We start from the raw sequence: 21726 nt of genomic DNA on the forward strand, positions 1-21726 counted from the left end.
CTTCTCCTTGCGTATGGAGTCGAACCGCCGAAGTACCCGCCATGTTCCTACCCCGTCCGCGACCCGCGCCCCAGGTACCAGCTCAGCCGCGTGTTCCCCCGGCTTCTCGCCCGGGCCGGGTTGAGCAGGTCGTACGCCACCGCGTTCTCCAGCACGCGCTGGACGTAGCCGCGCGTTTCGGTGAACGGGATCGCCTCGACCCAATCGACCGCGTCGACGGCGCCGGCACGCGGATCGCCGTTCAGGCGCAGCCACTTGTTCACGTTGCCCGGTCCGGCGTTGTAGGCTGCGATCGCGAGCGGGTAGCTGCCGTAATTGGCGTACATCCGGTCGAAATAACTCGATCCCAGCATGATCGACAGGTTCGGGTCGGCGGTCAGGCTGTCGAGCCCGGCGAAGGTCACGCCGATCTTGCCTGCCTGTTCGCGCGCGGTGCCCGGCATCAGCTGCATCAGCCCGCGCGCGCCCGCCGAGCTCATCGCGGTGCGGTCGAACTGCGATTCCTGGCGCGTGATGGCGTGGATGATGACCCAGTTCCGCTCGTAGCCGCCCGGCACCGGCACCGTCGGGAAGCCCGCGGCGGAGTGAGCGGTCAGCCCGTTCTGCGCGGCGGTGCGGCTGGCCATCACCGCCAGATCGGGCCGCGACAGCGCGCGTGACAGCTCGACCGCGAGCAGCTGGTCGCTCTCGGTCTCCACCCCTTCCGCTATCCGGCGGACAAAGGCGGTCTGGTCCTGCCGCGCGCCGATCTGCCCCAGGAAGCGCACCGCGCGCACCAGGTCGCGCGCGTCCCAAGCCGCGCGCGCGGTGGGCGCGACCGCCGTGGCAAGCGGCGCGGCAGGGGGCAGGAGCGCGCGGCCGAGCCGCTCGGTCGCGAGCTGGCCATGATACTGGTCGCGGAACGCCGCCGTGCGCTCGAACAAAGCGGTCGCTTCGGCCGTGCGCCCTCCCTGCGCGGCCGCGCGTGCGGCCCAGTAGAACCCCTTGGCGCGCGTCTGCGGCGACTTCACGCCCAGGCCATAGCGGTCGAACATGACTGACGCGTCCGCCGGGCGACCGATCTTCATCGCCGACTGTCCTGCCAGCCAAGCAAGGCTCGTATAGTCGTCGCGCTCGCCATATGGCTTGGCCGAGACGTCGGTGCCGGGCGGGTAGGCGTCATCGACCTGCCGCGCGATGTCGTAGGCGAGCTGGTGCTGCCCATCCGCCGACGCGGCGCGGGCGGAGGTCAGCAGCATTTCGTACCACCGCTCGACGTTCCCGGGCCGCTGGACGATCTGGCGCGGGCGGGCGAGCCAGCTTCGCGCGCTCGGCCCCGCGCCGTTGTTCCGAAGCCAAGTCGCGCGGTCGGCGATGAAGCCCGCGTCGCTCCGGAACCGCTCGGCGTCGATCGTCCCCGCCGTGACCGCGCTGGAGCGAAGCGCCAGCCGCGCCTCCAGCACCGGGCGCATCGCGGGCGAGGTCAGCGGCATCGCGCGTGCGGCCGCGCTCGTGCCTCCGGCCCAGAGCAGCGCGTCGACATGCGCGTCGTGATCCGCAGGCGTCAGCGCGAAACCGAAGGTGGACAGCAACGTGTTCTCGTCGGCCGCCGACATCCCGCCTACTCGCCACGCCCGCCGCGCTTCCTCGCGCGCCCGAGCCTGATCGCCCGTCGCGGCGAGCGCGCGGGCATGGGCGACCATGCCGTTCGTCGACTGCGGCGGGAACCGGCGGAAGAAGGTGATCGCGCTGATCGGTGAGGCGACGCCCGCCTGACGCTCGGCCGCGCGCCGGTTCGCCGTCTCGTTCGGCCAGCCGGGATGCGCGAGCAGGAAACGCGCGTAGCTGTCGAAGGGCAGCGCGTCCGTCTGCCCGATCGCGCGCCATTCGGCGATCGCCGAGGCGATCGCGCCGTCGCTGGTCGGCTGGGGAGCGTACGGGGCGGGGGACTGCACCCGCGAGAAGTCGATGGACGGCGCGCCCGTGACCTGAGTGAGGACCGAGATCAGTGCGCCGGAACGGAGAAGGGTGCCAAGCATATGGACAGACTAGTCGAATCGCCCTTACCTGTCGTGAATGAAATCGCCCGGCGCGGGTGATCGGGAGACGAAATTAATTATGTTCTCCGGATCGATCCCGGCGCTCGTCACACCCTTCCGGACGGATGGGGCATTCGACGAGACGGCCTACCGCGACCTGATCGAGTGGCAGGTCGCCGAGGGCTCGTCGGCGCTGGTCGCCTGCGGGACGACTGGCGAGGCCGCGACGCTCGACCTGCGCGAGCATTTCCATGTCGTGGCGACGTGCGTCGATCAGGCGCGGGGCCGCGTGCCCGTGATCGCGGGCGCCGGCTCGAACGATACGCGCGTCGCCGCCGCCAACATCGCGGCCGCCCGCGACGCCGGGGCCGACGCGGCGCTGATGGTCCCGCCCTATTACAACCGCCCGAGCCAGGAAGGCATCTTTCGGCATTTCGAGACGCTCGCGCACGGCGCTTCGCTGCCGATCGTCCTCTACAACGTGCCGAGCCGCACGGTCACCGACATCCAGCCCGCGACGCTCGCCCGCATCGTCCGGGCGCACCCGACGGTCTTCGTCGCCGTCAAGGACGCGAGCGGCGTCCTGACCCGCGTGTCCGACCACCGCGCGAGCGTCGGTGCGGATTTCTGTCAATTGTCGGGCAACGACGACCTCGCGCTGGCCTTCAACGCGATAGGCGGCACCGGCTGCATCTCCGTCTCCGCGAACGTCGCCCCGCGCCTGTGCGCCGACTTCCAGGCCGCCTGCCGGGCCGGCGATTACGGGAAGGCGGTTGGACATCAGGATCAGCTGTTTCCGCTCCACACCGCGCTGTTTACCGACGCCTCCCCCGGCCCGGTCAAATACGCGCTCACCCGGGTCCGCCCCGGCTTCCCAGAAACGCTCCGCCCACCCATGACCTGGCCGAGCGACGCGTCCCGCGCTGCGGTCGATGCGGCGCTGGCGCATGCCGGGCTGGCCTAGCGATCGCCACGGGCTTGACTCAAAGCTCCGCCAACTCGCAAATCTTGGTGGTAGGAGAAGTGCTCCGTGCTGTTGCTTGCCATGTTCGCCCTACAATTCGGCCCACCCGTTGCGCCGATTCCCACGTCGCCCAAGCTCTCCGCTAAGCGCGAGTGCCGGGCCGATCGGACCGGCGACGAGGTGGTCGTATGCGGTCGGTCGAACGACGAGTTCCGCCTGAAGCCGCTACCTGACCGCTATGAGCCACGCCCCTCCCGCGCCGAATTTGACCTGGGCGGCGCCAAGCTGACGCCCGAGGTCGAGCAGGGTAGCGTAGGCGGCATCCCGACTAATCGCATCATGCTCCGTCTAAAGATCCCGCTATAGCTGACACTCGCGCCGCCCCGCCTCACCACGCTTCCCCTCCCGCGGGCGGGCGCTTACATGGCCGGCATGACGCGACCCAAGCCCGCAGCCTTCGACAAGCGCAAGGTCGTCGCCGAGAACCGGCGCGCGCGGTTCGAATATTCGATCGAGCAGACCTTCGAGGCCGGGATCGCGCTGACGGGCACCGAGGTGAAGTCGCTCCGTTTCGGCGAGGGATCGATCGCCGAGTCCTATGCCGAGGTGAAGGGCGCGGAGGTGTGGCTCGTAAATTCGAACGTGCCCGAATTCAGCCACGGCAACCGCTTCAACCACGAGCCTAAACGCCCGCGCAAGCTCCTGCTCCACGAGCGCGAGATCAAGAAGCTGCATGGCGGCGTCGCGCGCGACGGCATGACGCTCGTGCCGTTATCGGTCTATTTCAACGGCCAGGGTCGCGCCAAGGTCGAGCTCGCGCTCGCCAAGGGCAGGAAGGACCACGACAAGCGCGAGCACATCAAGGAGCGCGAGTGGAAGCGCGACGCGGCGCGCATCATGCGCGACCGCGGATGACGGCGAGCGCCGGGCCGGGGATGGTCAAGCGCGCGGTCGCCTGGGGCCACCGTAACATGCCCACCCGCGAGAGCTTCGAGCGCAGCCGCCTGCTCCGCCCCGTCGCCCATCGCGTGCTTCATCCGGCGCTATGGCGCGCGACCAGGCGCTCGGTGCCGCGGGGCGTCGCGCTCGGCATGGTGACGGGCATCCTGTTCCCCGTCGCGCAGATCGCCTTTTCCGCGTTGCTCGCGCTGCCGCTTCGCGCCAACATTCCGGCGGCAGCGCTGACGACCTTCATCACCAACCCGTTCACGACGCCGTTCATCTGGGTGGCAGCTTATTTCATCGGCGAGTGGGTGCTGCGCGTCGACGCCCATGTCCCCGGCGACCTGGCGGCGGGAGCGGCGCAGCAGATCGGGGAGCAGGTCGGCTGGATCCCCTGGCTGCTCGACAAGGGCGCGGTCGCGGCGCTCGGCATCCTGATCCTGACCGCGGTGCTGGCCGCGCTCGGCTATGCGCTGTCGGCGCTCGGTTGGCGGCTGTGGATCGCGCGCAAATGGCACAACCGGCGGGTCGCCGCCGACGAGGCGAAGCGGGATGGGGCAAACCGGGATGGGGCGAAGCGGATCGTCGGCGGGGCGATTGACGAGCCGCTTTAGTCGGGTACAACACGTCGCATCCTCCCAACGTACAAGGATGCCCGATGCGGAAGTCGTTTCTCGTCACCTCGTTGCTCGCCACCGCCACGCTCGCGGGCGTCGGCTTCGCTCAATCGAGCGCGCCCGCGCCGACCGCGGACCGTCCCGCCGCCTCGCAGGCGGCGCCGGCGCCCGGCAAGCCGCAGCTCGGCCCCTTCGGCGTCGACCTGACCGCGATGGACCGCACCGTCGCGCCCGGCGACGACTTCTACAAATACGTCAATGGCCAGTGGATGGCGCGTACCGAGATCCCAGCCGACCGGGCGAGCTGGGGCGGGTTCGGCATCCTTCGCGACCTCTCCGACCAGCGCACCCGCGCACTGATCGAGGACGTCGCGCGCCAGCCCAACGCGCCCGGCTCCGTCGGCGAAAAGGTCGGCGTCGCCTATGCCTCATTCATGGACGAGGCCGCGATCGAGGCGAAGGGCGTCGCGCCGCTCAAGCCCTACCTCGCCAAGATCGACACCATCGCCACCCCCGCCGACCTCGCCACCGCCTTTGCCACCGCGACCCGGCGCGGCATCGACGTGCCGATCGGCGCGGGGGTGCAGCAGGACCTGAAGGACAACACCGTCTATACGGTCTATTCGGGGCAGGGCGGCCTCGGCCTCCCCGACCGCGATTATTACCTCGCCGACACGCCCAAGTTCGTCGAGGTGCGCACCAAATACGTGCCGCACATCGCCGCCATGTTGCGCCTCGCCGGCCGTCCCGATCCCGAGGGTTCCGCCCGTCGCATCTACGACCTCGAAAGGCAGATCGCGCAGGTTCACTGGACCCAGGTCGAGAACCGTCAGATCGACAAGATCTACAACCCGGTGCCGACCGCCGAGTTGGCCAAGCGCATGCCTGGCTTCGACTGGGCGACGATGCTTTCCGCCTCGCGCATTCCGGCGCTGCCGCAGGTCATCGTCGCGCAACCCTCGGCGATGACGGGGATCGCCAGGATCATCGGCGCGACCCCGCTATCGACCTGGAAGGAATATCTCGCCTATCACACGATCGAGAACGCCGCGCCGATGCTGCCGCGCGCGTTCGTGAACGAGAACTTCGCCTTCTACGGCACCACCCTGTCGGGCACCCCGCAGCTGCGCGACCGGTGGAAGCGCGGCGTGTCGGTCGTGAACGGCTCGCTTGGAGAGGCGGTGGGCGAACTCTACGTCCAGCGTTACTTCACGCCCGACGCCAAGGCGAAGGCGGACGCGCTGGTGAGGAACCTCGTCCGCGCGATGGACGCGCGCCTGTCCAAGCTGGAATGGATGGCACCGGAAACCCGCGTCAAGGCGCGCGCCAAGCTCGCCGCCTTCACGCCCAAGATCGGCTATCCGGAGAAGTTCCGCGACTATACCGCGCTCCGGGTCGTGCGGGGCGACGTGCTGGGCAATGCCGATCGCGCGGCGAACTTCGAGTATGACCGCCAGCTCGCGAAGGTCGGCAAGCCCGTGGATCGGTCCGAGTGGTTCATGACGCCGCAGACGGTCAACGCCTACGCCAACCCGCTCCTGAACGAGATCGTGTTCCCGGCCGCGATCCTCCAGCCGCCCTTCTTCGATCCGAACGCCGACCCCGCGGTCAACTACGGCGGCATCGGCGCGGTGATCGGTCACGAGATCACGCACCATTTCGACGACCAGGGCCGCAAGTTCGATCCCCAGGGCAACGTCGCCGAATGGTGGACGCCGCAGGACGTGGCCCGCTTCAAGACCTATACCGACCGCGTCGTCGCGCAATACGCCGCCTACGAGCCGATCCCGGGCGGAAAGGTCAACGGCGAGCTGACGCTGGGCGAGAACATCGCCGACCTGGCGGGCGCGACGATCGCCTACGACGCGTACAAGTTGTCGCTTAACGGCCGCCCCGCGCCCGTGATCGACGGCTTCACCGGCGACCAGCGCTTCTTCCTCGGCTTCGGCCAGGTCTGGCAGACGAAGGCGCGCGAGGCGGCCATCCGTCAACAGCTCACCACCGACCCGCACACGCCTGGCGCATACCGCGCCTACGCCGTGCGGAACCTCGACGCCTGGTACGACGCGTTCAAGGTCAAGCCGGGACAGGCGTACTATCTGACGCCCGGCCAGCGCATCAAGGTCTGGTGATCTCCCGGCCCCTCCCCGGGTCCCGCCCCGGGGAGGATTCGATTGCGCGTTCCGGCGGGTCATGGTGAACAGCACGCCATGGTTTCCGCCCCCACCATCGTCGGCCAGATCCGCAATGCGGCCATCACCGCCGGGGTCGCGGCCGTCCTCGCCGCCGCGTTGGTCCTGTTCCTCGCCGAAAGCCTGATCGCCGCCGCCGGTTTCCTCGCCACGGGCTTGGTCGCGGGCGGGGCCGTGATAGCCTGGCGTCTCCTCGCGCGGCGGCGTTGCGACGTCGACGCGCGCGACACCGACTGGTCCCTCGTGCGCGGTATCGCTCAGGCCAGCGACGACGCGGTCGCGGTCACCGACCACGACGGTCGCCTCGTCTGCGCCAACGACGCGTTCGAGGCCATGTTCGGCGGCCTGCCCGTGCCGCCCGGCCTGCCGCTCGACGACGCCGGGGTGAATGCGCTCGGGGCGGCGGGTCGTGCGGCCTGGCGCGACGGTCGGGGCGCGGCCGAGCGGTTGCGCGCCGGACCGGCGCTGCTCGCCGCCGTCGTGGCGCGCGCGGGCGAGGAGGGCGACATGCTCGTCTGGCGCTTCCGCGCGGACCGGGAGTACGACCTCGGCCGCACCGTCGCCGAGCTGCTGACCGGCGAGACGGGTGCGCGGCTCGGCCATGCCGGCATCATGGCCGCGCTGATCGCACCCGACGGCCGCGTCCGCGCCGCCAATCCCGTGCTCGCCAAGCGGGCCACCGGCCGCGCCGAGGGCGCGATCGAAGGCCGCGACTTCGCCCGCCACCTCATCACCGACAGCCGCGGCCTCGTCCGCTTCGAGCGCGAGGGGCTGGAGGGTCACCCCCTTCGGATCGTCCAGGTCCCGTTCCTCGACGGCGAGGACGCGCCCGTGCTGGTCGCGCTGCTCGACGATGAGGAGGACGCGCCCGCCATCGGCGCGAGCGCCTCGGCGCACGTCCGCAGCCTCGTCTCGCTCATGCCCTTCGGCATGGCGCTGGTCGATCGCGACGGCCGCTTCCTCCAGATGAACGACGCCTTCATCCGCGCCGCCGGGGTCAGGCCGGACGCGCCGCCACTCTATCCGGGCGATCTCGTCGTGCGCGAGGACAAGGGCGCGGTCGCCGATGCGATCCGGCGTTTCGCGGGCGGCGCGACCCACTCCAGCGACATGGCGATCCGGCTCGCGCATCAGCCCGACGAGCCCGTCGCGCTCACCATCGCCGGCGCGCGCGGGCTGGGCGACGCGGCCGTCCTACTGTCGCTCAAGGACAATTCGGAGGAGAGCCGCCTCAAGCGCGAGGTCGAGCAGGCGACCAAGATGCGTGCGGTCGGCCAGCTCGCGGGCGGCGTCGCGCACGACTTCAACAACATCATCACCGGCATCCTCGGCTATTGCGATCTGATGATGATGCGCCACTCGCCCGGCGACAGCGATTACGACGACATCCAGCAGATCCGCGCGAACTCCAACCGCGCCGCCGCGCTCACGCGCCAACTGCTCGCCTTCTCGCGCCAGCAGACGCTTCGCCCCCAGATCCTGCAACTACCCGATGTCGTGTCGGAGGTTTCCAATCTCCTGAACCGCTTGATGGGCGAACTCGTCACGCTGGATGTGCATCACGGCCGCGATCTGGGTCCCGTGCGCGCCGATCCCGGCCAGCTCGAACAGGTGATCGTCAACCTCGCGGTCAACGCGCGCGACGCCATTCTCGTCAGGAACCCGCGCGGCGGCGGCACGCTGACCGTCACCACCCGCGCTGTACCCGCCGTCGAAGTCCGCCGCCTGGCGCACGACGTCCTCCCGGTCGCCGACTACACCGCCCTGGAGGTCAAGGACAACGGCACCGGCATCCCCGCCGCCGACCTGCCCAAGATCTTCGAGCCGTTCTTTTCCACCAAGGAGCTCGGCAAGGGCACGGGCCTGGGCCTCTCCACCGTTTACGGCATCGTCAAACAGTCGGGCGGCTACATCTTCGCCGAGTCGGAGCCCGGCCACGGCGCGACCTTCTCGGTGTTCCTGCCCGTCCACGCATCGGGTGGGCCGGTCAGGGCCAACGCGGCCAAGTCCACCGCCAAGGCGACCGACCTGTGGGGGTCGGGCGTCGTCCTGCTCGTCGAGGACGAGGACATGGTCCGCGCCGTCGCCGAACGCGCGCTCACCCGTCAGGGCTACACCGTCCTGACCGCGGAGAATGGAGAGGTCGCGCTCGACCTGCTGGAGCGTAATGGACGACCCGATCTCCTGATCTCCGACGTGGTGATGCCCACGATGGACGGCCCGACCATGGTCCGCCTCGTCCGCGAGCGGTATCCCGACCTGCCGATCGTCTTCATGTCGGGCTATGCCGAGGAACAGCTCAGGAATTCCATCGACCTCGACAACATCGCTTTCCTACCCAAACCCTTCTCCGTCCAACAGCTGGCCGAAGTCGCGCGCGACGCGATAAGCGCGCGATGAAGAGAAGAACGATCGACCGGGCGCTCCGAACCGCACCTATTTGCCACGCGCGCAAACCTGGCTATGCAGTTGGCCGATGACCTCTTCAAAGCGCATCCTCATCGTCGAGGACGAACCCCTGATCGCCATGATGTTGGAGGACTTTCTCGAGCTTCTCGATCACAAGGTCGCGGGCACCGCCGATTCCGTCGCGGCGGCGCTGTCGTTGATCGACGACGCGGACGCGGCGATACTCGATGTTAACCTGCGCGGCGGCGAGAAGAGCGGCCCCATCGCCGAGGCGCTTGCGTCGCGCGGCCTGCCGTTCGTGTTCGCGACCGGCGGCTCGGAGGATGGGGTGGCCGAACAGTTCCGCGATCGCCCGCGCCTCATGAAGCCGTTCACGATGGACGGCGTGCAAAGGGCTCTCGACGCGCTCTGACCTGATCGTCCCCCCTTCATGTATGGAGGTCGTCAGGGACTAGCTATCACCCGTCCCCTCCCGCATATCCCCGCCATGCCGCACATATTCGACAAGTCGCGCCTACCGAGCCGCCATGTGTCGGTCGGTCCCGAGCGCGCGCCGCACCGTTCGTATTATTACGCGATGGGCCTGAGCGAGGAGGAGATCGCCCGGCCGTTCGTCGCGCTCGCCTCCGCCGGCAACGACTCCGCCCCGTGCAACACCACGCTCGACGCGCAGGCAGACGCCGCCCGCGCCGGTGTCGTCGCGGGCGGCGGCATGCCGCGTCGCTTCAACACCATCACCGTGACCGACGGCATCGCCATGGGCCATCAGGGCATGAAGTCCTCGCTCGTCAGCCGCGAGGTCATCGCCGACTCGGTCGAGCTGTCCGTGCGCGGCCACTGCTACGATGCGCTCGTCGGTTTCGCGGGATGCGACAAGTCGCTTCCGGGCATGATGATGGCGATGCTCCGCCTGAACGTGCCGAGCATCTTCGTCTATGGCGGATCGATCCTCCCCGGCCGCCATCAAGGCCGCGACGTGACGGTGGTCGACGTGTTCGAGGCGGTCGGCGGATATGCGGCAGGCATCTGTCCGCTCGCCGAGCTGACCGCGCTCGAAAAAGTTGCCTGCCCCGGCCACGGCGCGTGCGGCGGCCAGTTCACCGCCAACACCATGGCCTGCGTCGGCGAGGCGATCGGGTTGTCGTTGCCCAACAGCAATATGGTGCCCGCTCCTTACCGCGCGCGAGAGGATATCGCAGTCGCGGCGGGGGAGGGAGTCATGGCGCTGCTGGCCGCGAACATCCGCCCTCGCGACATCTGCACGCGCCAAGCCTTCGAGAACGCCGCGCGCGTGGTCGCGGCGACCGGCGGCTCGACCAACGCCGCGCTCCATCTCCCAGCCATGGCGAACGAGGCGGGAATCGTGTTCGATCTCCACGACGTCGCCGAGCTTTTCAAGACGACACCTTACCTTGCCGACCTGAAGCCCGGTGGCAGATATGTCGCCAAGGACATGTACGAGGCGGGTGGGGTCTACATGCTCATGAAGACGCTGCTCGCGGGCGGCTATCTTCACGGCGACTGCCTCACCGCGACCGGCCGCACCCTCGCCGAGAACATCGATCGCGTGACCTGGAATCCCGACCAGCGCGTCATCTATGATGTGGCCACCCCGATCTCGCCGACGGGCGGGGTCGTCGGCCTCACCGGGACGTTCGCGCCCGAGGGCGCGATCGTGAAGGTGGCCGGCCTCCACCGCCTCCAGTTCGCCGGCCCCGCCCGCGTCTTCGACTGCGAGGAGGATGCCTTCGCCGCCGTGGAACGCCGCGACATCGCCGAGGGCTCGGTCGTGGTCATCCGCTATGAGGGTCCCAAGGGCGGCCCCGGCATGCGCGAGATGCTGTCCACCACCGCCGCGCTTTACGGCTTGGGTCTGGGGGAAAAAGTCGCGCTGATCACGGACGGCCGCTTCTCCGGCGGCACGCGCGGCTTCTGCATCGGCCATGTCGGGCCGGAGGCGGCCGATGGCGGTCCGATCGCGCTCGTCGAGGACGGCGACCCCATCCGCATAGACGCGGAAGCAGGAACGATCGACCTCGACGTGCCCGCCTCCCTGCTGGCGGAGCGCCACGCCCGCTGGAGCCCGCGCGCAAACGAGTACGGCTCCGGCGCACTCTGGCGCTATGCGCGTACCGTCGGCCCCGCGCACTCGGGCGCGGTGACCCATCCCGGCGCGCGGGCGGAGACGCACGTCTATGCCGACATCTGAGCGGGAGGCCGAGGCGCGGACCGAACGTACGGCGACCGCTCCTCCGGCCGGGCGCGCACCTTGTGCATATGCGCGCGAACCGTTCGCCGCGGCATCGTGGCTGCGGACGGTGCGGAGCATGCCCGCGTGACGATCTTCGGAGCGGGAAGCGTCGAGGTCGCGGTCGGCGGAGATCGTCACCGGCTTCCCGCCACCATGCGGGCGATGTCCGGGCGGCCATGATCCCCATCGAGGGCCAACCCATCCTCACCGCCGTCCAGATGCTCGCGGCGGAAGATCGCGCCGCACCGACGATCGACGCGATGTACGCCCTGATGGAACGCGCGGGCGCGGGCGTCGCGGCGGCCGTGGCGCGATTATGTCCCGACGAGGAAACGCTGATCCTGTGCGGTCCCGGCAACAACGGCGGCGACGGCTATGTGGCGGCACGGATCCTGCGCGAGCGAGGCTGTCCCGTCCGCGTCGCCGCGGCGGGCGAGCCGCGGACCGACCTGTCGCGCCGCGCTCGGGCGTCATGGCCGGGCCCTGTCGAGGCGATCGCCGACGCACGCTCCGCGGCCGTGCTGGTGGACGCGCTATTCGGCATCGGCCTGACACGTCCGTTGGAGGCCGGACTCCTGGCCACGTTGCATCGGCTGGCGTCCGCCGCGCGCTTCAGGATCGCGGTCGACCTTCCGAGCGGCGTCGCGACCGACACCGGCGCGCTGCTGTCCGAGCCGCCCCGATTCGACCTGACGCTGGCTCTCGGGGCGTTGAAGGTCGCGCATGTGCTGCACCCGGCCGCGAGCCATATGGGTGAACGCCGCGTTCTCGACCTCGGCGTGTCGATCATGGCGAAGGGCGGCCGGCTGCACCGCACCCCTCCCGACGCGGACCGGGACCGCGAAGCTTCGGTCCTCGGTCGGCCCACGCTGCCGGAGCCGGCCGCCGGGTCTCACAAGTTCAACCGTGGCATGGTCGTCGTGATCGGCGGCGCGATGCCCGGAGCGTCCGAACTCGCCGCGCTTGCCGCGGCGCGGGTCGGCGCGGGTTACGTCCTGCTGCTAGGCGGCGTGTCCGACCTGCCGCGCGCGATCGTGCGCGGGCCTTGGCGAACCGACGCGCTGGCCGACCCGCGGATCGACGCGTTGGTCGTCGGTCCGGGACTCGGTCGCGACGACGTCGCGCGCGAGCGGTTCGACGCGGCTTGGGCGAGCGCCCACCCGCTCGTCATCGACGGCGACGGCCTCCGCCTGCTCGACCCGGACGCGCGCCGCGTCGCGCCCGTCGTCCTTACCCCCCACGACGGCGAATTCGATTATCTGTTCGGCCCCGGTGGGGGCGGCAAGATCGTCCGCGCCCGAGCGGCCGCTAGGCGTTCGGACGCGGTCGTCATGTTCAAGGGCCCGGACACGGTGATCGCCGCCCCGGACGGCCGCGCCGCGGTAAGCGCCGGGGCAAGTCATTGGCTATCGACGGCGGGAACCGGGGACGTGTTATCGGGGACTTGCGGCGCGATGCTCGCATCGGGCCTCACTCCGTTCGATGCGGCGTCCGCAGCCGTCTGGCTTCACGGCGAGGCCGCGCGCCTTCTTGGCCCGGCTTTCATCGCCGACGATCTCGCGGATGCGCTGACCCCGGCGCGCGCTTCGCCGTGAGCACGATCGTCCGGATCGCCGCGCGCGGCGAGGGCGTAACCGCCGATGGCCGCCATGCGGCCTTCGCCGCGCCCGGCGACATGCTGACGGAAGCGGGCGGGATCGTCCACGGCCCGCACCACGCCGATCCGCCTTGTCGCCACTTTCCCGAATGCGGGGGCTGCCAGCTTCAGCATTTGGACGATCACGCCTATGCCGGATTCGTCGTCGACCGCATCGCCGGCGCGCTGGCCGGGCAGGGGCTCGCCGCCCCGATCCGCCCGGCCATCCTGTCACCCCAGAACACCCGTCGTCGCGCGAGCCTCCATGCCGAGGCGCGGGGCGGTCGCGTCCTGCTCGGCTTCGCGGCGGAGAAGAGCCACGCGGTGGTCGACCTGCGCGAATGTCACATCCTCGCGCCCGAACTATTCGCGCTCGTCGCGCCTTTACGCGTGCTGCTTCAGCGCCTCTCCCTGCGCGGGCGCGGCGACGTCCACCTCACGACGGCCGATCAGGGCGCCGACATCCTCCTGACGGGAGTGCGACCCGATGGCCTTGCCGGCGCCGATGCGATCACCGCATTCTGCGAACGCCACGACATCGCGCGGCTGTCGGTCGACGATGGCTTCGGTCCCGAGACCCGCTGGGAGCCCGAACCGGTCACGGTCACGCTCGGCGGCATCCCCATACCGTTCCCGCCGCACGGCTTCCTCCAAGCCACGCGCGAAGGAGAGGCAGCCCTGGTCTTGGCCGTCGGGGACGCGATCGGCCCCGCGCGCACCGTCGCCGACCTGTTCGCCGGGCTCGGCACCTTCGCGCTCGGGCTGCCCGGCCGCGTCTACGCCGCCGAGGGCGCTCGCGATGCCGCCGCCGCGCTCAAGGCCGCCGCCGACGGCCGCCGACGGCCCGTCTTCGTCGAGCACCGCGACCTGTTCCGCCGCCCGCTCACCACCGCCGAGCTCGACCGCTTCGATGCGGTGGTGATCGACCCGCCGCGCGCGGGCGCGCGCGAACAGGCGGCGGCGCTGGCGGCGTGCAAGGCGCAGGTGATCGCCTATGTCTCCTGCAATCCCAGCAGCTTCGCGCGCGACGCGAAGGCATTGTGCGAGGGCGGTTGGCGGATCGACTGGGTCCAGCCGGTCGGCCAGTTCCGCTGGTCCACGCATGTCGAGCTCGCGGCTCGTCTCGTCCGCTAAACGGGATAGGTCGCCGCGGTGAAGTACAACCCATCCGGCGGCGCGTTCAGCCCGAGCCGCCCCCGATCGCGCGCCTCGAGCGCCGCGCGGAGCCGGTCCACCGACCATCGACCCATCCCGACCAGCGCCAGGCACCCTACCATCGACCGCACCTGATGATGCAGGAACGACCGCGCCCCCGCGCGCACCACGACCCGTTCGCGCTCGCGCATGACGTCCAACCGGTCGAGCGTCCGGACCGGGCTGTCCGCCTGGCAATGCGCGGACCGGAAGGTCGTGAAGTCGTGACGTCCCACCAGCGTCGCCGCGCCCATCGCCATCGCGCGTTCGTCGAGCGGCTGCGGGATGCGCCAGGCCAGCCCCCGCTCGATGGTCAGCGGCGCGCGTCGATTGCTGATCCGGTATTCGTACGCCCGTCCGACGCACGAGAACCGCGCGTGCCAGTCGTCGCCGACGATTTCGCACCCGAGCACCGCGACCGGATGCGGCCGTACCCGCGCATTCAGCGCCGCCATCAGCCGAAACGGCGCGATGTCGCGCTGCAGCTCGACATGCGCGCGCATGGCGAGCCCGTGAACCCCGGCGTCGGTGCGCCCGGCCGCGTGGAGCGTGACGAATTCGCCCGTGACCGCATGGGCGGCTTCCTCCAGCACGCCCTGAACGCTCGCGCCATGCCTTTGCCGTTGCCAGCCGACGAACGGTCGACCGTCATACTCGATCAACAGCGCGAAGCGCGTCACACCCGCATGCCGGGCGGGATCGGAAAGCCGCGCAGCAGGTCGGCCGCGCTCGTCACCCCTCGCCCGGCGCGTTGGACGAGCGTCGGCCGGATCGCTCCATCCTCACACGCGATGGTAAGAAGGTCGTCCAATGCCATACCGAACGGCGCGTTTCTATCATCCAAGCAAGCTGGAGGCGGGCGAAGCTCTACGCCGGGGTCGCTCGCCGGAAAGGCACCTCCGCTCGCGACGCGATCCCGGCCTTCGCCCGGATGATGGACGGTGGCCTCGAGCACCTTGACCCGCTCGCCCGCGACCTCGAACCACGCGCCCGGCGTCGGTGCGAACGCGCGCACCTGCCGCTCGACCTCCGCCGCGCTCCGCCCCCAATCGATCCGCGCCTCCGGCTTGTCGATCTTGGATGCGTAGGTGACGCCCTCATCCGGTTGAACGACCGCCGGAAACCGGTCGAAATCGCCGAGCACGTCCACCATCAGTCGCGCCCCCATCGCGCTCAACTCCGCCGTCAGCTCGCCCGCGTCCTTTCTGGCGATCGGCGTGCGTTCCTCCAGTCGCACCGGCCCGGTATCCAGCCCCGCTTCCATCTGCATGATGCAGACCCCTGTCTCCGCGTCGCCCGCCAGGATCGCACGTTGGATCGGAGCCGCCCCCCGCCAGCGCGGGAGCAGGGAGGCATGGACGTTCAAGCACCCCAGCGGGCAGGCATCCAGGACCGTCCGTGGCAGGATCAGGCCGTAGGCCGCGACCACCCCGATGTCCGCCCTGAGCGCCGCGAACTCGGCCTGCGCTTCGCTCGTCCGCAGCGAGACCGGCGACCGCACCGCGATCCCGAGCGCCTCCGCCCGCGCCTGGATGGGGGAGGGGACGATCGTGCGTCCCCGCCGTCCGCCTGGCCGCGGCGGCTGCGTGTAGCAGGCGACGATGTCGTGCCCCGCGGCGACCACCGCATCCAGCACCGGCACCGCGAAATCGGGTGTTCCCATGAAGACGATCCGCATCGCCGCAGGCCCTTCCACGCTGGCGCGTCCGCTGCCAAGTCCCTATCTATTCCCGATGGCGTCCCCCGAGATCGAGGCGTTGACCAACGCGCTGGCGCGGCTGCCCGGCCTTGGCCCACGCTCGGCCAGGCGCGCGGTGTTGCACCTCCTCAAGAAGCGCGAGAATGCGCTCGGCCCGCTTCTCACCGCGCTTGCGGCGGTCGAGGAACGGCTCGCGACCTGTCGGACCTGCGGTAACGTCGATACCGCCGATCCTTGCGCCGTTTGCGCCGATCCCCGCCGCGACGCCCGCGCGCTTTGCGTGGTGGAGGAGGTCGCCGACTTGTGGGCCCTCGAACGCTCGCGTCTGTTTCCGGGCCGTTTCCATGTACTTGGCGGCCGACTCTCGGCGCTTGAGGGAATACGGCCCGAGGATCTCGCCATCGACGCGCTGATCCGCCGCGTCGAGGCGGGCGGCATCGACGAGGTCGTGCTCGCCATGAACGCGACGCTCGAGGGGCAGACGACCGCCCACTATCTAGCCGAGCGCATCGAGCGTTTCCCCGTCCGCGTCACCCAGCTCGCCCACGGCCTGCCGGTCGGCGGCGAGCTAGACTATCTCGACGAGGGTACGCTCGCCCAGGCGCTCCGCGCACGGCGGCCAATGACCTAACGGCGACCCTCTCGCGCTTTCGCGGGAGAGGGTTCATTGGCTTGACCTCTCCATGCCCCCGACCTAGCCCGCCCGCCATGGCCGTCCTTCCCATCGTCGAGATTCCCGACCCGCGTCTCCGCCTTGTCTCCAAGCCTGTCGAGACCGTCGATGACGGCACCCGCGCGCTCGTCGCCGACATGACCGACACGATGTACGACGCCAAGGGCATCGGCCTCGCCGCGATCCAGGTGGGCGTCGAGTCGCGCGTCCTCGTCATCGACCTGCAGGAGCAGGAGGGCGAGGACGGCCGCCCGATCCGCGACCCGCACGCCTACATCAACCCCGAACTGCTCGAAGTCTCCGAAGAACTCGCCAGCTACAATGAAGGCTGCCTGTCGATCCCCGAGCAATATGCCGATGTCGAACGCCCCGCCCGCGCGCGCGTCCGCTGGCTCGATGAACGCGGCGATGCGCATGACGAATGGCTCGAAGGCCTGCTCGCCACCTGCATGCAGCACGAGATCGATCATCTGAACGGCGTGTTGTTCGTCGACCACATTTCCCGCCTGAAGCGCGACATGGTGCTCAAGAAGCTCGCCAAGCTGCGCCGCGCCACCTGACCAATTCCTGCGCTTCCCGGAAAGGGAGGGGCTTGGGGTGGGTGGCCGACCCGCGGATCGTTGCGGCGAACTTTCCCACTGTCCTACAAAGATCGTTCCGGCTACGTTCCTCGGCCATGACGCCGCATGTTCCTGTCCCGCGATACCGCTCACCCGTTCGCCGGTCGGATCAGGAATCCTGTCCACGCCTATACTTCCCTAAACTTGTTCAGGTTGGACCCCGATGCTCGAGCTGATCGTCGTCGCGCTTCTCGCGCTCGTGCTGGGCTTGGTGCTCGGCTGGTTCCTGGCGGAGCGCCGCTCGGCCGGGGTGGCCGCCGACCTTGCCGTCGCGCAAGGCCGCGCGGCCGATCTCGACATCGTCCGCCAAGCCCGCGACGCGGTCGAGCGCGAGCGCAACGACGCGCTCCGCGACCTTGCCGCGATCCGCGCGCGGCTCGACGAGCGCGACGCCGAGGCGCAGCTGCTCCGAGCCGCGCACGAGGTGTCTAGGCGTGAACTTAGTGAACTTTCGCGCGAATTCGCGGACGCCAACGCTCGCGCCGCCGACGTGAACGCCCGCGCGCAGGAGCGCGAGCAGGCGCATGCCGACGCCCTCATCCAGGCGCGCGACCAGATCTCGTCCCATTTCGGTGACGCCGCCGCGAAGGCGCTGGAGACTGCGCAACGCCAGTTCCTCGAACGCGCCGATGCCCGCTTCCGCCAATCGGAGGAAGCGTCCGGTCAGAAGCTCAGCCAGTTGCTGCAGCCTGTCAGCGAGCGCCTGCAACGCTATGAAGAAGGTGTTGCACGAGTCGAGCAGGAGCGTCGTACCGCGTTCGGCGAACTCGATGGCCAGATCAAAGCCATGCGCGATGGACAGGAACGTGTCTCGACGGAGGCCGCGCGCTTGGTGAACGCGCTGCGTAACGCGCCGAAAGCCCGTGGCCGCTGGGGCGAGCAGCAGCTTCGCAACGTTCTTGAGACTTGCGGCCTCGCTGAACATACGGATTTTATGATGGAAGTCAGCGTCACAGACGGTGAAGGCGGTCGTCTTCGCCCGGATGCTATTGTTCGCGTACCTGGTGGCAAGTCGCTAATCATCGACGCGAAAGTATCTTTAAACAGTTATCAAGACGCAATTAACGCGATCGATGAAGCTGAGCGTAAGCGTGCTCATGAGGCCCATGCTTTGTCGATGCGCACTCACGTCAACGGTTTGTCAGGCAAGAACTACTGGTCACAATTTGAGGATACACCCGAATACGTCGTCATGTTTGTGCCGGGCGAACATTTCCTTACCGCCGCGCTGGAGCACGACCCGACGCTGTGGGACTTTGCCTTCGACAAGCGCGTCCTACTTGCAACGCCGACAAACCTGATTGCGATTGCGCGCACGGTAGATGCTGTATGGAAACAGGAAAAGCTTGCGACTGAGGCTCGGGAAATTGGCGCGCTCGGCAAGGAGATATACTCTCGAATTCAAGTCCTTGCTGGTCATGTAGTTAAGATGGGCCGGAGTCTCGACGATACGACTGAAAACTTCAACAAGTTTATTGGCAGCTTGGATCGCAATGTTCTCACTACTGCTAAGAAGCTTGAAGCATACAAGATGGACGGTGGCGGCAAGCTGATCGAAATGCCTGCTGCTATAGATCGTAGCGCCAGCAGTTCGACCAAGCTGATCGCGGCGGATGAAGCAGCGGAGTAACGGGTCACTAACGCCGTTGAGCAAGCACCTCATACGCCATCACGGCCGTCGCGACCGCCGCGTTCAGGCTGTCCGCGCGCCCGAGCATCGGGATCTTGACCAGCAGGTCGCAGGCGTCGGCATAGTCGTCCGGCATTCCCTGCGCCTCGTTGCCGGTCAGCAGGAACGCCGGCGCGTCGTATCGCGCCGCCCGGTAGTCTTGGCGGGCGTCGAGGCTGAGCCCAACCAGCTGCCCCGGCCCTCGCCGAAGCCAGCCTATGAACGCGTCCCATTCGCACCGGACCACCGGGACGGTGAACAACGCCCCCATGCTCGCCCTGACCGCCTCGACCGAGAACGGGTCCACGCACTCGCCGATCAGGATCAACCCGCCCGCCCCGACCGCGTCGCCGGTCCGGAGCATCGTACCCAGATTGCCCGGATCGCGCAGACGCTCGGCGACCAGCCAGATGTCCGCCGCACCCCGGTCGAGCTCGTCCAGCGCCGGCCCGAACTCGTCGAACACCCCCATCACCGCGCCCGGATTGTCCTTGCCCGACAGCTTGGCCAGGATGTCGGGCGTCGTCTCGATCGCTTCGCCGTCCGCGCCTTCGACCGCGTCGATCAGCCGCACGACCAGCGGGTGAGCCCCCGTCGCCCCTGCGAAGAACAGCAGGCGCGGCACCCGCCCGCTCTCGCGCGCCTCCGTCAGGATGCGCAGGCCCTCCGCCAGGAACTGCCCCGACTCGCGCCGACGTCGCTTCTCCCGCAGGTCGCGCGCGTGCCTGACGAGTGGATTGGAATAGGCGGTGACGAGACGCGGCATCGGCGGGCCCTAGACGACTTGGGGGGAGGTCAGTCCTCCCCGAACTTGGCCTCGACCAGGTCGCACAACGCCGCCACCGCCTGTTCGGCGCCATCACCCTCCGCGCGAATGGTGATCTCGTCGCCCATCGCCGCCCCGAGCATCATCAGCCCCATGATCGACGTGCCCGTCACTTCCGACCCGTCCTTGCCGACATGCACCTCGGTCGGCTGACCGGTGGCGAGGGTCACGAACTTGGCGCTGGCGCGGGCGTGGAGCCCGCGGCGGTTGACGACCCGGACCGTGCGGCTGACCGCGCTCATGCCGCCGCCTCGCCCAGCACCTCGGACGCGACCGAGATGTACTTGCGACCCGCCTCGCGCGCCGCCGCCACCGCGTCCACCACCTTCATCGCGCGCCTGGCGGAACCGAGCCGGATCAGCATGGGGAGGTTCATTCCCGCGATCACCTCGACCCGTCCCCGCTCCATTAGCGATATGGCCAGGTTGGACGGCGTGCCCCCGAATAGGTCGGTCAGCACGATCACGCCCGCCCCGGCATCGACGCGCCCGATCGCGCCGGCGATGTCCTCGCGGCGCGCCTCCATGTCGTCCTCCGGCCCGATGGCGATCGTCGCCACCTGCGCTTGCGGCCCCACCACATGCTCCATCGCGGTCACGAATTCATCCGCGAGCCGACCATGCGTGACCAGAACCAGGCCGATCATCTGCGTAACTGTATCCAAATCATGGGGTGACGGACTGGGATCGTTCCAGCGAGTCCTGCGACGCCGCCTTCAAATCCCGGTGTGATAGGGTGGGCGAAAAGCCCGCCGCGCGCAACCGCCTCGCGATCCGGTCGGCGACGTGGACCGACCGGTGTCTCCCTCCGGTACACCCGATCGCGATCGTCAGATACGCCTTGCCCTCCGCCTGGTAGCGCGGAAGCAGGACCAGCAGCAGCGCCTCGATCCGGCTCACCGCCTCCTCGTATGTCGGATCGCCCATGACATAGGCGGCGATCGCCGGATCGAGCCCCGTGCCCGGCCGCAGGTCGGGCACCCAGTGCGGATTGCGTAGGAAACGCATGTCGAACACCAGGTCCGCGTTACGCGGCAACCCCCGCGAGAAGCCGAAGGACAAGACCGACAATGTCGGCCCGTTCGCGTCCGCCAGCCCGAAGCTCACCCGAACGTCCTGTTGCAGCTCATTCGCCTTCAGGCCGGTGGTGTCGATCAGCCGGTTCGCCCACCCCTTCAGCGACTGGAGCAAGTCGCGTTCGTGCGCGATCCCGTCCGCGGCCGGGCGGTCGAGCGCCAACGGATGCCGCCTGCGCGTCTCCGAATAGCGCCGCTCCAGCTCGGGCGTGTCGCAATCCAGGAACAGCGTGCCCACATCATGCTCACCGCCGTCGTTCAGTTCGGTCACGAGGTCGATCAGCCGGCCGGTGTCGAAACCGCGCGTGTGCGCGCCCAGGCTGACCGCGACCGAGCGCGAGGCGTTGCCGGAACGGGGCGCGTCGAGCAGGCCGCGCACCATATTGAGCGGCAGGTTGTCGACCACCTCCCAACCCAGATCCTCCAGCGTGCGCAGCACGGTCAGCTTGCCCGCGCCCGACATGCCGGTGACGAGCAACATGCGCGCGCGCTCGGTCATGCGACCGCCATGTCGGGCCACGCGAGCGCCAGCTCTACCTTGATCGGCGCGGAGGCGGGTCGCGGGTCGAGGAGAAGCTCGGGCAACGCCACCCCGCCTATCGCGCGCGTGCGCGGGGTCGGCAGCCGCTCCGGCTTGATGCCCAGTTCGATGCAAAGCGCGAGCGGGACGTCCACCTCATGCGGCAGTCGCAAAATGCCGACGCCGCGCACCTCCAACCGCCCGGCAATCGCGTCGGCCACGCCGCCGACCGGTCTGCCGCCCTCGATCCGAATTCGAGTCCGATCGTCCGCGACCAGCACCGCCCCGCGGTCGATCAGTCGCAGCGCAAGGTCAGATTTGCCCGATCCGGAGGGACCCGAGATCACCACGCCGCGCCCGGCGACCGCGACGGTGGTGGCGTGGATCGTTTCTTGGGACAAAAGGAACGGACTCCGGTTGA

General features: G+C 69.2%; 21 protein-coding genes. 13 read left to right on the plus strand and 8 right to left on the minus strand.

Features of this window, described 5'->3' with window-relative positions:
- Positions 1–47: 47 nt before the first annotated feature.
- On the minus strand, positions 48–2018 hold the full coding sequence (locus ACFE71_RS00090) for a lytic transglycosylase domain-containing protein (RefSeq protein ID WP_375426782.1): 1971 nt from the start codon (positions 2016–2018) through the stop codon (positions 48–50).
- Between the two features lie 79 nt (positions 2019–2097).
- On the opposite strand from ACFE71_RS00090, the gene dapA reads away from it, so the two are divergent.
- The 10 genes from dapA to ACFE71_RS00140 all read left to right on the plus strand — a co-directional run bounded on the left by dapA (position 2098) and on the right by ACFE71_RS00140 (position 14163).
- A complete protein-coding gene (dapA, locus tag ACFE71_RS00095; RefSeq protein ID WP_375426885.1) occupies positions 2098–2982 on the plus strand; it encodes a 4-hydroxy-tetrahydrodipicolinate synthase in 885 nt (294 codons plus the stop codon).
- Between the two features lie 66 nt (positions 2983–3048).
- Positions 3049–3348 carry a hypothetical protein gene (locus tag ACFE71_RS00100; protein WP_375426783.1) on the plus strand — a complete coding sequence of 100 codons (300 nt, stop codon included), beginning with the start codon at positions 3049–3051 and terminating at the stop codon, positions 3346–3348.
- A gap of 66 nt (positions 3349–3414) precedes the next feature.
- Entirely contained in the window at positions 3415–3897 is a 483-nt protein-coding gene (gene smpB / locus ACFE71_RS00105) for an SsrA-binding protein SmpB (protein ID WP_375426784.1), read from the plus strand.
- Positions 3894–4538: a DUF2062 domain-containing protein gene (locus tag ACFE71_RS00110; RefSeq protein WP_375426785.1), complete on the plus strand. Its 645-nt coding sequence runs from the start codon at positions 3894–3896 to the stop codon at positions 4536–4538. The genes smpB and ACFE71_RS00110 overlap by 4 nt, the downstream gene beginning before the upstream one ends.
- A 44-nt stretch (positions 4539–4582) precedes the next feature.
- Positions 4583–6673 (plus strand): M13 family metallopeptidase, encoded by a 2091-nt coding sequence (locus ACFE71_RS00115; protein WP_375426786.1) that lies wholly within the window; start codon positions 4583–4585, stop codon positions 6671–6673.
- Positions 6674–6751: 78 nt separating this feature from the next.
- A complete protein-coding gene (locus ACFE71_RS00120) occupies positions 6752–9133 on the plus strand; it encodes a response regulator (protein WP_375426787.1) in 2382 nt (793 codons plus the stop codon).
- Positions 9134–9209: 76 nt separating this feature from the next.
- Positions 9210–9554 carry a response regulator gene (locus ACFE71_RS00125; protein ID WP_375426788.1) on the plus strand — a complete coding sequence of 115 codons (345 nt, stop codon included), beginning with the start codon at positions 9210–9212 and terminating at the stop codon, positions 9552–9554.
- A 75-nt stretch (positions 9555–9629) separates the two neighbouring features.
- Positions 9630–11351: a dihydroxy-acid dehydratase gene (ilvD, locus tag ACFE71_RS00130; protein ID WP_375426789.1), complete on the plus strand. Its 1722-nt coding sequence runs from the start codon at positions 9630–9632 to the stop codon at positions 11349–11351.
- A 218-nt stretch (positions 11352–11569) separates the two neighbouring features.
- On the plus strand, positions 11570–12988 hold the full coding sequence (locus ACFE71_RS00135) for an NAD(P)H-hydrate dehydratase (protein ID WP_375426790.1): 1419 nt from the start codon (positions 11570–11572) through the stop codon (positions 12986–12988).
- On the plus strand, positions 12985–14163 hold the full coding sequence (locus ACFE71_RS00140; RefSeq protein ID WP_375426791.1) for a class I SAM-dependent RNA methyltransferase: 1179 nt from the start codon (positions 12985–12987) through the stop codon (positions 14161–14163). The genes ACFE71_RS00135 and ACFE71_RS00140 overlap by 4 nt, the downstream gene beginning before the upstream one ends.
- On the opposite strand, the gene truA is transcribed toward ACFE71_RS00140, so the two are convergent.
- Both truA and fmt read right to left on the minus strand, forming a co-directional pair.
- On the minus strand, positions 14160–14903 hold the full coding sequence (gene truA / locus ACFE71_RS00145; protein WP_375426792.1) for a tRNA pseudouridine(38-40) synthase TruA: 744 nt from the start codon (positions 14901–14903) through the stop codon (positions 14160–14162). The genes ACFE71_RS00140 and truA overlap by 4 nt on opposite strands.
- The gene (gene fmt / locus ACFE71_RS00150) at positions 14900–15901 is read right to left on the minus strand and encodes a methionyl-tRNA formyltransferase (protein WP_375426793.1); all 1002 of its coding nucleotides are present in this window, start codon (positions 15899–15901) and stop codon (positions 14900–14902) included. Before fmt ends, truA begins: the two co-directional genes overlap by 4 nt.
- A 55-nt stretch (positions 15902–15956) precedes the next feature.
- On the opposite strand from fmt, the gene recR reads away from it, so the two are divergent.
- The 3 genes from recR to rmuC all read left to right on the plus strand — a co-directional run bounded on the left by recR (position 15957) and on the right by rmuC (position 18845).
- Entirely contained in the window at positions 15957–16553 is a 597-nt protein-coding gene (recR, locus tag ACFE71_RS00155) for a recombination mediator RecR (RefSeq protein WP_375426886.1), read from the plus strand.
- Between the two features lie 77 nt (positions 16554–16630).
- A complete protein-coding gene (gene def / locus ACFE71_RS00160; RefSeq protein WP_375426794.1) occupies positions 16631–17155 on the plus strand; it encodes a peptide deformylase in 525 nt (174 codons plus the stop codon).
- Positions 17156–17378: 223 nt separating this feature from the next.
- Positions 17379–18845, plus strand: a complete 1467-nt coding sequence (gene rmuC, locus ACFE71_RS00165) for a DNA recombination protein RmuC (protein WP_375426795.1) — start codon at positions 17379–17381, stop codon at positions 18843–18845.
- A 7-nt stretch (positions 18846–18852) separates the two neighbouring features.
- On the opposite strand, the gene ACFE71_RS00170 is transcribed toward rmuC, so the two are convergent.
- Genes ACFE71_RS00170 through ACFE71_RS00190 form a run of 5 tightly spaced genes read right to left on the minus strand, consistent with a single transcriptional unit; the run spans position 18853 to position 21706 of the window.
- A complete protein-coding gene (locus tag ACFE71_RS00170; protein WP_375426796.1) occupies positions 18853–19650 on the minus strand; it encodes a TrmH family RNA methyltransferase in 798 nt (265 codons plus the stop codon).
- A 29-nt stretch (positions 19651–19679) separates the two neighbouring features.
- Positions 19680–19952 (minus strand): HPr family phosphocarrier protein, encoded by a 273-nt coding sequence (locus tag ACFE71_RS00175; RefSeq protein ID WP_375426797.1) that lies wholly within the window; start codon positions 19950–19952, stop codon positions 19680–19682.
- Positions 19949–20356: a PTS sugar transporter subunit IIA gene (locus ACFE71_RS00180; protein WP_375426798.1), complete on the minus strand. Its 408-nt coding sequence runs from the start codon at positions 20354–20356 to the stop codon at positions 19949–19951. The genes ACFE71_RS00175 and ACFE71_RS00180 overlap by 4 nt, the downstream gene beginning before the upstream one ends.
- Positions 20357–20375: 19 nt before the next feature.
- The gene (gene rapZ / locus ACFE71_RS00185; RefSeq protein WP_375426799.1) at positions 20376–21284 is read right to left on the minus strand and encodes an RNase adapter RapZ; all 909 of its coding nucleotides are present in this window, start codon (positions 21282–21284) and stop codon (positions 20376–20378) included.
- The gene (locus tag ACFE71_RS00190) at positions 21281–21706 is read right to left on the minus strand and encodes an HPr kinase/phosphorylase (protein ID WP_375426800.1); all 426 of its coding nucleotides are present in this window, start codon (positions 21704–21706) and stop codon (positions 21281–21283) included. Before ACFE71_RS00190 ends, rapZ begins: the two co-directional genes overlap by 4 nt.
- Positions 21707–21726 lie beyond the last annotated feature (20 nt).

Origin of the sequence: uncultured Sphingomonas sp. (genome assembly GCF_964237155.1) — a bacterium.
In the GTDB taxonomy this organism is placed as follows: domain Bacteria; phylum Pseudomonadota; class Alphaproteobacteria; order Sphingomonadales; family Sphingomonadaceae; genus Sphingomonas.

Coding starts and splice junctions, on each gene's coding strand:
- recR (WP_375426886.1), top strand. CDS start 15,957: ATGGCGTCCCCCGAGATCGAGGCGTTGACCAACGCGCTGGCGCGGCTG.
- ACFE71_RS00120 (WP_375426787.1), top strand. CDS start 6,752: ATGGTTTCCGCCCCCACCATCGTCGGCCAGATCCGCAATGCGGCCATC.
- dapA (WP_375426885.1), top strand. CDS start 2,098: ATGTTCTCCGGATCGATCCCGGCGCTCGTCACACCCTTCCGGACGGAT.
- ACFE71_RS00180 (WP_375426798.1), bottom strand. CDS start 20,356: ATGATCGGCCTGGTTCTGGTCACGCATGGTCGGCTCGCGGATGAATTC.
- ACFE71_RS00135 (WP_375426790.1), top strand. CDS start 11,570: ATGATCCCCATCGAGGGCCAACCCATCCTCACCGCCGTCCAGATGCTC.
- ACFE71_RS00125 (WP_375426788.1), top strand. CDS start 9,210: ATGACCTCTTCAAAGCGCATCCTCATCGTCGAGGACGAACCCCTGATC.
- def (WP_375426794.1), top strand. CDS start 16,631: ATGGCCGTCCTTCCCATCGTCGAGATTCCCGACCCGCGTCTCCGCCTT.
- rapZ (WP_375426799.1), bottom strand. CDS start 21,284: ATGACCGAGCGCGCGCGCATGTTGCTCGTCACCGGCATGTCGGGCGCG.
- smpB (WP_375426784.1), top strand. CDS start 3,415: ATGACGCGACCCAAGCCCGCAGCCTTCGACAAGCGCAAGGTCGTCGCC.
- ilvD (WP_375426789.1), top strand. CDS start 9,630: ATGCCGCACATATTCGACAAGTCGCGCCTACCGAGCCGCCATGTGTCG.
- ACFE71_RS00170 (WP_375426796.1), bottom strand. CDS start 19,650: ATGCCGCGTCTCGTCACCGCCTATTCCAATCCACTCGTCAGGCACGCG.
- fmt (WP_375426793.1), bottom strand. CDS start 15,901: ATGCGGATCGTCTTCATGGGAACACCCGATTTCGCGGTGCCGGTGCTG.
- ACFE71_RS00090 (WP_375426782.1), bottom strand. CDS start 2,018: ATGCTTGGCACCCTTCTCCGTTCCGGCGCACTGATCTCGGTCCTCACT.
- ACFE71_RS00175 (WP_375426797.1), bottom strand. CDS start 19,952: ATGAGCGCGGTCAGCCGCACGGTCCGGGTCGTCAACCGCCGCGGGCTC.
- rmuC (WP_375426795.1), top strand. CDS start 17,379: ATGCTCGAGCTGATCGTCGTCGCGCTTCTCGCGCTCGTGCTGGGCTTG.
- ACFE71_RS00115 (WP_375426786.1), top strand. CDS start 4,583: ATGCGGAAGTCGTTTCTCGTCACCTCGTTGCTCGCCACCGCCACGCTC.
- ACFE71_RS00110 (WP_375426785.1), top strand. CDS start 3,894: ATGACGGCGAGCGCCGGGCCGGGGATGGTCAAGCGCGCGGTCGCCTGG.